Genomic DNA, 9,249 nt, shown 5'->3' with positions numbered 1-9,249 from the left:
AAGTGATTATTTTCAGAAGTTTTCAAAGTTTCCTTTGTAACTTCAACCACTTGCGCTTCAGATCTCTCATCAGCGGGAGGCGAATTCTACAGCGTTACACGCTGCTGTCAACACCTCTTTTTCAACTTCTTTTTGGCTTCGATGACCTGAAGCAACCCACTGTCGAAAACTGCGTAACTCATTGTTTACCAAGGAGTTTTCCTTTTCGACTGCGCCGGAAGTGGGGCGAATTATAGACATCTATAATCTGCCGTCAAGCACTGATTCGGGTTTTCTATCAATAACCTGCAGAAAGCAGTAAAACGCCCCAAAGGACGCCTATATAGAAGAGCCAGAACGCCCTTCTATATAGAAGAGCTTCCTCATAGGCAGCCACAGCCCATGCCATAGCCAAAAAGCGGGACCACGCGTACAGACGATTAGCCGGCCGCCAAAAAACAAAAAAGCACCCAAGGTGCTTTTTTGTTATCGCTATCAGCTGGACAAGGCCGCCACCCTCGCCCGCGCCATGTGCAGCTTTTTGTAACTGTCGATCAGGCGAAGGTGCCTGTCGAGCCCTTCGAGTTTCATGCTCGTCGGCGTCAGACCATAGAAACGTACGCTGCCATCCACGGACCCTATCGCCGCGTCCATCCGCTCGTTGCCGAACATCCGGCGGAAGTTGACCTCGTAGTCGCCCAGTTCCAGATCATCGTCCAGCTGCATTTCCAGCACGACGTTCACAGCTTGATAAAACAAGCCGCGTTCGACGGTGTTGTCGTTGTATTGCAAGAAGGCTTCCACCAGATCCTTGGCCTGGTCAAACTTCTGCAAGGCAAGATAAATCAGCAGCCTCAGCTCCAGGATCGTCAACTTGCCCCAAGGCGTGTTGTCATCGAACTCGATGCCGATCAAGGTGGTGATGTCGGTGTAATCATCCAGCTCGCTGTTTTCCAGACCCTGGGCCAGCGATCTCAGGCCGACTTTGCTCAGGCTGTGCAGATTGAGGATGTCAGCGCGGAACTGCAGCGCTTTGTTGGTGTTATCCCAGATCAAGTCTTCTACCGGATAAATTTCCGAGTAATCCGGCACCAGAATGCGGCAGGCCTTGGCGCCAATGTGCTCATAGACCGCCATGTACACTTCTTTGCCCATGTCTTCGAGAATGCCGAACAAGGTCGTGGCCTCTTCGGTATTGGAGTTTTCGCCTTGACCGGAGAAATCCCACTCAACGAATTCGAAATCCGGCTTGGCACTGAAGAAACGCCACGAGACCACACCGCTGGAATCGATAAAGTGCTCGACGAAATTGTTCGGTTCAGTCACCGCCTGACCTTCGAAGGTCGGCTGAGGCAGGTCGTTCAGGCCTTCGAAACTGCGGCCTTGCAGCAGTTCCGTCAGGCTGCGCTCCAGCGCCACTTCCAGGCTTGGGTGCGCGCCGAACGAGGCAAACACGCCACCGGTACGCGGGTTCATCAAGGTCACGCACATCACCGGGAACTCCCCGCCCAGCGATGCATCCTTGACCAGCACCGGAAAGCCCTGCTCTTCCAGGGCCTGGATACCGGCCAGGATGCCCGGGTATTTCGCCAGCACTTCCTGCGGCACATCCGGCAGGGCCATTTCGCCTTCGAGGATTTCGCGCTTGACCGCGCGCTCGAAAATCTCCGACAAGCACTGCACCTGGGCTTCGGCCAGCGTGTTGCCGGCGCTCATGCCATTGCTCAGGAACAGGTTTTCGATCAGGTTGGACGGGAAGTACACCACCTCATTGTCCGACTGGCGCACAAACGGCAGTGAACAAATGCCACGCTGGGTGTTGCCTGAGTTGGTGTCGTACAGATGCGAGCCGCGCAACTCGCCATCACGGTCGTAAACCTTCAGGCAGTACTCGTCGAGAATTTCAGTCGGCAGTTCGTCCTTCGGGCCTGGCTTGAACCAGCGCTCGTCCGGGTAATGCACAAACGCCGCGTTGGCGATGTCCTCGCCCCAGAACTGATCGTTGTAGAAGAAGTTGCAGTTCAGTCGCTCGATAAACTCGCCCAGTGCCGATGCCAGCGCGCCTTCTTTGGTCGCGCCCTTGCCGTTGGTAAAACACATCGGCGAGTGCGCATCGCGGATGTGCAGCGACCACACATTGGGAACGATATTGCGCCACGAAGCGATTTCAATCTTCATGCCCAGGTCGGCCAGGATGCCCGACATGTTGGCGATGGTTTGCTCCAGCGGCAGGTCCTTGCCCACGATGTAGGTGCCCGCTTCGCCAGTCGAGTGCGGCATCAGCAGCGCCTGGGCATCGGCGTCGAGGTTTTCGACCTCTTCAATCACAAACTCAGGCCCGGTTTGCACCACCTTCTTTACCGTGCAACGGTCGATGGAGCGCAAGATCCCCTGACGATCCTTGGCGGAGATGTCCGCCGGCAATTCAACCTGAATCTTGAAAATCTGGTTGTAGCGGTTTTCCGGATCAACAATGTTGTTCTGCGACAGGCGGATATTTTCGGTGGGGATATTGCGAGTCTCGCAATACAACTTCACGAAGTACGCCGCACACAACGCCGACGAAGCCAGAAAGTAATCGAACGGTCCCGGCGCCGAGCCATCGCCCTTGTAGCGAATGGGTTGATCGGCAATCACCGTGAAGTCATCGAACTTGGCTTCAAGTCGAAGGTTGTCGAGAAAGTTGACCTTGATTTCCATGTGCGATTACCAGAATAACGAGCTAAACGATTTGGCCGCCATTATCCGGTTTTTCGGCACGGACCGTTAACTTTCCACTATTTATCGATCAACGCCACACCGCGCTCCTCAAGCAAGCGCACAAACATCGTCAGGCTCCGCGACACCGTCCCCCTGCGCCAAACCAGCCAGGTGCGCAGATAGCGGAACGACTCCGACAACGGCCAGACGCTGACCGTCGTGCATCCAGGCATGCTTTCGAGCATGCTGCGGGGCATCAGCGCCAGGCCGGCACCGGCGCTGACGCAGGCCAGCATGCCGTGATAGGACTCCATTTCGAAAATCTTGCCGGGCACCGCCGCACCATTGGCGAACCAGCTTTCGAAATGATGGCGATAGGAGCAGTTGGAGCGGAAGGCATAGATGTTTTCGCCATTCACATCCTTGGCCCGATGAATCGGCTCATGGTTGAGCGGTGCGATCAGGACCATTTCCTCCTCGAAAGCAGGCACGCCCTCCAGCGCCGGATGCAACACCGGACCATCGACGAATGCAGCGGCCAGCCGCCCCGACAGCACCCCGTCGATCATGGTCCCTGAGGGCCCGGTTGACAGGTCCAGTTCGACCTTGGCGTGCTTCTGGTTATAGGCGGCCAACAGCTCTGGAATACGTACCGCTGCAGTACTTTCCAGCGAACCCAGGGCAAAGGCTCCCTGGGGCTCTTCACCCGCCACGGTGGCGCGCGCCTCCTGAACCAGGTCGAGAATACGTCGAGCGTAATCCAGAAAACTCCAGCCGGCCGGCGACAGGCGCAGTCGACTCTTCTCGCGGATAAACAGGTCCACACCCAGGTCCAGTTCAAGCTGCTTGATTCGGGTGGTGAGATTCGATGGCACCCGGTGGATATGCTGGGCGGCCACGCTGATGCTGCCGTGCTCGGCGACAGCCTTGAAGATTTCGAGCTGAACCAGATCCAAGTCATTCTCCAAACGTGAACGTTATGCTCAGTATTATTCAGTTTCCAGAAAACATACAGCCCCATACCCTGAGCACATTCCTACCTCGCAGGACGGTGCCATGACCAACGTATCCAGCCTTACCCATGCCATTTCGATCAACCCCACTACTGGCGAGCAGATCGGCCACTACCCTTTCGAATCCGATTCGGCATTACAGGCCGCGCTGACGCGGGCCGCTACCGGGTTTCGTGCCTGGCGCGGCAAACCGGTTGAACAACGCGCGCAGCTGTTGATCAACCTCGGCCAGGCCTTGCGCAACAATGCCGAGGCCATGGCGAACATGATCACCCAGGAAATGGGCAAGCCGATTGCCCAGGCCCGCGGCGAAATTGAAAAATGTGCGCAACTCTGCGATTGGTACGCCGAACACGGCCCCGCCATGCTGGGCCCGGAACCAACCTTGGTGGAAGGCGGCAAGGCACGCATTGAATATCGCCCCCTGGGCCCGATTCTCGCCGTGATGCCGTGGAATTTCCCCATCTGGCAAGTCCTGCGCGGCGCGGTCCCCACCCTGCTCGCCGGCAATACCTTCGTGCTCAAGCACGCGCCCAACGTCATGGGCAGCGCCTACCTGCTGCTGGAGGCCTTCAAGCAAGCGGACTTCCCCGAAGGTGTTTTCGAGGTCATCAACGTCACCCCGGAAGGAGTATCCAAGGCTATTGCCGATCCACGCATCGCGGCTGTCACCCTCACCGGCAGCGTGCGTGCGGGCATGGCCATCGGTGCTCAGGCCGGAGCCGCACTGAAGAAATGTGTATTGGAGTTGGGTGGCTCCGACCCATTTATCGTGCTCGACGACGCCGACCTCGATGAGGCGGTGAAAGCCGCCGTGATCGGGCGCTATCAAAACACCGGACAAGTCTGCGCCGCCGCCAAACGCCTGATTGTCGAGCAAGGCGTTGTCGAGGAATTTACCCGCAAGTTCGTCGAGGCCACCCAACAGCTGGTTGTCGGTGATCCACTGGCTACCACCACCTATATCGGCCCGATGGCTCGCTTCGACTTGCGCGACGAACTGGATCAACAGGTGCGCGACACACTGGAAGAAGGTGCGACGCTGCTAATGGGTGGAAAGAAGGTTGAAGGCCCTGGCAACTACTATGAGCCCACCGTACTCGGCGACGTGACCGATCAGATGACATCATTCAAACAGGAGTTGTTTGGTCCTGTGGCCTCAATCATCACGGCCCGAGACGCCGCCCATGCGCTGGCGCTGGCCAATGACAGCGAGTTCGGCCTTACAGCCACCCTCTACACGCGCAATGCCGAACTCGCCCGGCAGATGGCCGACGAACTTGAAACCGGCGGCGTGTTCATCAACGGCTATAGCGCCAGCGATCCGCGTGTCAGTTTTGGTGGCGTGAAGAAGAGTGGCTTTGGCCGGGAGCTCTCGCACTTCGGGGTGCGCGAATTCTGTAATGCACAAACGGTTTGGCTGGATCGGCGTTAAGGGCAGCTTAGTGCTCCGGGGTAAAAGAAACGATCTTGATCTCGCCCTCAACAAACCCAACAAATCACCCACAAACAACAACGCGGCTCAATGAGCGGCGTTGTTGCGTATGACGTGGGAAATGAGACTCGCATCAGGCATTCGACCCATTGAAGTCTAGGTTTTTTTGATTCCTGCGCCCCGACCAACTTACAACTTGTCGGTACTGATTGGAAATAGGCACGCCAAGAGCTTCCCTTGCTGCTCTTGCAAACTAGCGCCCATAACTTGGCACACCCGCGACACCCGTCACCTTAACCGAAAAGGTATTATTTGCCCCCACTATGCCTTCAAATACATCAGTCAACTTATTTAATAAATAACCCGGCATCAAACCATCGAAGGCGATCAACACCCACACTCCATCGTGCCGAAAGTTATTTCGGCACGACATATACACCCATTACCCATCATCATATTACACCTCATTGGACAGTCATTATTGGGCACACTCTAACATTCACACTTTCCACGAATAACACAACACCTCAATAACATTCAGGCCAACATCCATAAACCTCGCTGACTTATTATAACATTCGTTGACACTAAGATGCAGGAACCCTACATTAGTGGCACTCTGCCAATGCCAAGACTATGCATCAACTTTACAAGTTAATGGAATGCTGAGTTTCTGAGTTATTTCATTCCTGGTACAACGCATGAAATATGTAGACGATATTGCGAAACTCTTTACACGTTTTGGCGCCAATGCGGAGAGCTACCAGGAAATACAACCGAACTATAAAGATTTCAAGGACGACCCGGTTACACCTGCGCTGGCAGAGCCAGAACCGTCGGCGGCCTTGCCTCCCCCAACACCAACGCCCCCGGTGTTTCTACTGGACGAGCCACAGCCTTCTTTGTTGATTGGCGCGCCGGTCGAGCCCGTGAAGAATGTTGTCCTCTCTCCACCTCCGTCCAAATCCCCTCCCCTGGCCAAGCCACCTGCGGGCCCTGCTACGGGTGACCGTCAGCGATTGAGCGACCTGTTGCGTGAACTCAACCAGGTTCGTCGAGACGGTCTGCCGGAAACGACTCGCAAGCGGACCAAGGCGAAGGTCATCGCTATCGTTTCGGCGAATGGTGGAGTGGGTAAAAGCACCATCGCCGCGGGCCTCGCAAAAACACTTCGCAGCTCTGGCGGGCGAACCATCGCGATTGATCTGGACCCTCAGAACGCGCTGTCCAGCCACTTGGGCATCACCAGGCAGGCTCCCGGGCTGATCCAGCTCAAAGAGCACAACGCAGACTGGGGCGCTTATCGCCTGCCGGGCTTTGGCGACAGCGAGTGCCTGCCCTTCGGTACTGGCGAGGTGAACGATCGCCGATTGCTCAAGCAGTTGATGCTTGAAGATTCTGACTGGTTGAATCGGCACCTGGCGTCAATGAACCTCAGCGAAAACGATACCGTGATCCTGGACACGCCTTCGGGTGCGACCGTGTATTCGCAACAGGCACTCGATGCCGCCGATCTGGTGTTGGTGATGACGGTGGCCGACGCGGCCTCCTACCTGGCACTGGACACCATGACCCAGTGGCTGGAAACCAGCCGACGACGTGCACAGCGGCACCGGTATGTGCTCAACCAACGGGATGACTCGCGTTCGTTCAGCAGGGACATGGGCGTGCTGTTTTTGCGGCGGCTCGGCGCTAACCTGATCGGGACGATTCGCCTCGATCATCAATTCAACGAGTCGCTGGCCTATGGTCGGGACCTGTTGCAGTTCGCACCTGAGAGCATTGGCTGTCAGGACATCCTCTCGCTGTCAGGCGCGGTTCATGCCCTGCTTTTCGCGGATGCTTACAGCCAGCAGGGCACACCATGACCGCCCAGCTGAATCAGCTACCTGCAAAGACGTGGTGGTTGCAGGGGCTGGTGGATACTTTCCTGGCTCGCGTCAGTCGATGGCCCCTGCGTTGCCGCCAGGGCCTGAAGATCTCGGCCGGGCTGAGCGCAGCATTGTTGGTGCTGGGTATCCTCACTGCGCCGCTGAACCTGTATTCCCAGGCCGCGTTTGCCGCCGTCTGTTTTGCCGCCAGCCTGATCATCCGCAAGCAAGCCGGGCGTCTGGCGATCCTGACCCTGATCACCCTCTCGCTGATCGCTTCGCTGCGCTACATGTACTGGCGCCTGACCGACACCCTGGGCTTCGACAACTGGCAGGATGCCGTATTTGGCTACGGGCTGGTGCTGGCCGAACTGTATGCCTTGCTCGTCCTCGTCTTCGGTTACGTACAGACCGCCTGGCCGCTGCACCGCACACCGCAGTTTCTGCAACAGCCGCCCGCGCAATGGCCGACGGTAGATGTCTTCATTCCCACCTATAACGAAGCGTTGGGCATCGTCAAACTGGTAGTGCTTGCCGCCCAGGCCATCGACTGGCCCGAAGGCAAACTGCGGGTGCACATGCTCGACGACGGACGCAGGGAAGAATTCAAGGTTTTCTGTCAGCAGATCGGGGTCAACTACATCACCCGCGACAACAATCAACATGCCAAGGCCGGCAACCTCAACGAGGCACTCAAAGTCACCGATGGCGAGTTCATCGCCATATTCGACGCCGACCACGTGCCCACCCGCTCCTTCCTGCAGATCACCATGGGCTGGTTTTTAAAGGACCCGAACCTGGCGTTGCTGCAAACGCCGCACTTCTTCTATTCACCCGATCCGTTCGAAAAGAACCTCGATACCTTTCGCTCGGTGCCCAATGAGGGTGAGCTGTTCTACGGCCTGGTGCAGGACGGCAACGACCTGTGGAACGCGGCATTCTTCTGTGGCTCCTGCGCGGTCATCCGGCGCACTCACTTGCTGGAAGTCGGCGGCATCGCCACCGAAACCGTGACGGAGGATGCGCACACGGCACTCAAGCTCAATCGCCGTGGTTTCAATACCGCCTACCTCGCCATTCCACAAGCGGCGGGCCTGGCCACCGAAAGCCTTTCCCGCCACATCAGCCAGCGCATACGCTGGGCACGGGGCATGGCGCAGATTTTTCGCACCGACAATCCGTTGTTTGGCAAAGGACTGAACCTGGGGCAGCGCATCTGCTACCTCAACGCCATGATGCATTTTTTCTACAGCCTGCCGCGCCTGGTGTTCTTGACCGCACCCTTGGCCTACCTGATGTTCGACGCGCAGATTTTCCATGCCTCGGCGTTGATGGTCACGGTCTATGTGCTGCCGCATATTCTCCATTCCAGCCTGACCAACTCCGCCATCCAGGGGCGCTTCCGCCATTCCTTCTGGAACGAAGTGTATGAGTCGGTGTTGGCCTGGTACATCATGCGCCCGGTACTGATGGCCCTGATCAGCCCTTCGCTGGGCAAGTTCAACGTGACCGACAAGGGCGGCACCATCGAAAACGACTATTTCGACTGGAAGCTCGCACGGCCTTACATCGTCCTGCTGACCTTGAACATGATCGGTCTGGTGATCGGCGTGGTGAAACTGATCGGGAGTGATTCGGCCCAGGTCACGACCCTGCTGATCAACCTGGCCTGGACCCTGTACAACATCATCATCGTCAGCGCCGCCGTGGCGGTGGCCACTGAGTCTTCTCAGGTGCGCAACGAACCCAGGGTGCCCGCAGATCTGCCCGTGCGCGTCTATCGCGAAGACGGCACCTGGTTCGATTGCAAAACCCAGGACTTCTCGCAAAACGGCGTGGGTCTGGCACTGCCACCGCAAGTTCAGCTCAGCGTCAATGAGAAGCTGCGGCTCTGCATTCTGCGCACGCCTCCCTCAAGCCTCTTTCCCGCAATAACGATCTTCAGCAACGACAACGGGGCGGGCGTGCAATTCGAGGCTTTGACCCTGCGCCAGCAAAGTGAGCTGGTGCGACTGACCTTTTCACGGGCCGACACCTGGGCCAACACCTGGGGTAACGGCCGCCTCGACGCGCCCATGTCGGCGTTGCGCGAGGTCAGCAGCATTGGCTTACGCGCCATCCTGCGCCTGTTCGTTGCAACCCTGAAGGACAGCCGCGCGCTGCTGCGCAAACGCCCGGTCGCTCCATCACCTATCGACTCCACCGCGGACACGCAACGATCTTGAAGCCTTCCACTCGCCGGACCTTTCTT

General features: G+C 57.4%; 6 protein-coding genes. 3 read left to right on the top strand and 3 right to left on the bottom strand.

What is annotated here, in order from left to right; all coding sequences use genetic code 11:
* Nucleotides 1-474: 474 nt before the first annotated feature.
* Together KGB28_RS26955 and ptrR are read right to left on the bottom strand one after the other, a co-directional pair.
* Complete coding sequence (locus KGB28_RS26955; RefSeq protein ID WP_223448580.1) at nucleotides 475-2,679, bottom strand: OsmC domain/YcaO domain-containing protein; 2,205 nt, start codon at nucleotides 2,677-2,679, stop codon at nucleotides 475-477.
* A gap of 77 nt (nucleotides 2,680-2,756) precedes the next feature.
* Entirely contained in the window at nucleotides 2,757-3,635 is an 879-nt protein-coding gene (gene ptrR / locus KGB28_RS26950; protein ID WP_046042975.1) for a putrescine utilization regulator PtrR, read from the bottom strand.
* A 100-nt stretch (nucleotides 3,636-3,735) separates the two neighbouring features.
* Between ptrR and KGB28_RS26945 the strand changes: the two genes are divergently transcribed.
* A complete protein-coding gene (locus KGB28_RS26945; protein WP_223448579.1) occupies nucleotides 3,736-5,127 on the top strand; it encodes an aldehyde dehydrogenase family protein in 1,392 nt (463 codons plus the stop codon).
* A gap of 253 nt (nucleotides 5,128-5,380) precedes the next feature.
* On the opposite strand, the gene KGB28_RS26940 is transcribed toward KGB28_RS26945, so the two are convergent.
* Complete coding sequence (locus KGB28_RS26940; protein WP_223448578.1) at nucleotides 5,381-5,521, bottom strand: hypothetical protein; 141 nt, start codon at nucleotides 5,519-5,521, stop codon at nucleotides 5,381-5,383.
* 307 nt (nucleotides 5,522-5,828) lie between these two features.
* Between KGB28_RS26940 and bcsQ the strand changes: the two genes are divergently transcribed.
* A complete protein-coding gene (gene bcsQ, locus KGB28_RS26935) occupies nucleotides 5,829-6,995 on the top strand; it encodes a cellulose biosynthesis protein BcsQ (protein ID WP_223448577.1) in 1,167 nt (388 codons plus the stop codon).
* On the top strand, nucleotides 6,992-9,223 hold the full coding sequence (gene bcsA / locus KGB28_RS26930) for a UDP-forming cellulose synthase catalytic subunit (RefSeq protein WP_223448576.1): 2,232 nt from the start codon (nucleotides 6,992-6,994) through the stop codon (nucleotides 9,221-9,223). Before bcsQ ends, bcsA begins: the two co-directional genes overlap by 4 nt.
* The last annotated feature ends 26 nt before the right edge of the window (nucleotides 9,224-9,249 follow it).

The sequence above is a fragment of the Pseudomonas sp. BF-R-19 genome, from assembly GCF_019956445.1.
GTDB classification, from domain to species: Bacteria; Pseudomonadota; Gammaproteobacteria; order Pseudomonadales; family Pseudomonadaceae; genus Aquipseudomonas; species Aquipseudomonas fluorescens_BH.
This window is presented reverse-complemented; position numbering and strand designations above follow the sequence as displayed.

Bases quoted from the DNA above. Each gene is read 5' to 3' on its own strand.
- KGB28_RS26955 (WP_223448580.1), bottom strand. From the start codon at position 2,679: ATGGAAATCAAGGTCAACTTTCTCGACAACCTTCGACTTGAAGCCAAG.
- KGB28_RS26945 (WP_223448579.1), top strand. From the start codon at position 3,736: ATGACCAACGTATCCAGCCTTACCCATGCCATTTCGATCAACCCCACT.
- bcsQ (WP_223448577.1), top strand. From the start codon at position 5,829: ATGAAATATGTAGACGATATTGCGAAACTCTTTACACGTTTTGGCGCC.
- bcsA (WP_223448576.1), top strand. From the start codon at position 6,992: ATGACCGCCCAGCTGAATCAGCTACCTGCAAAGACGTGGTGGTTGCAG.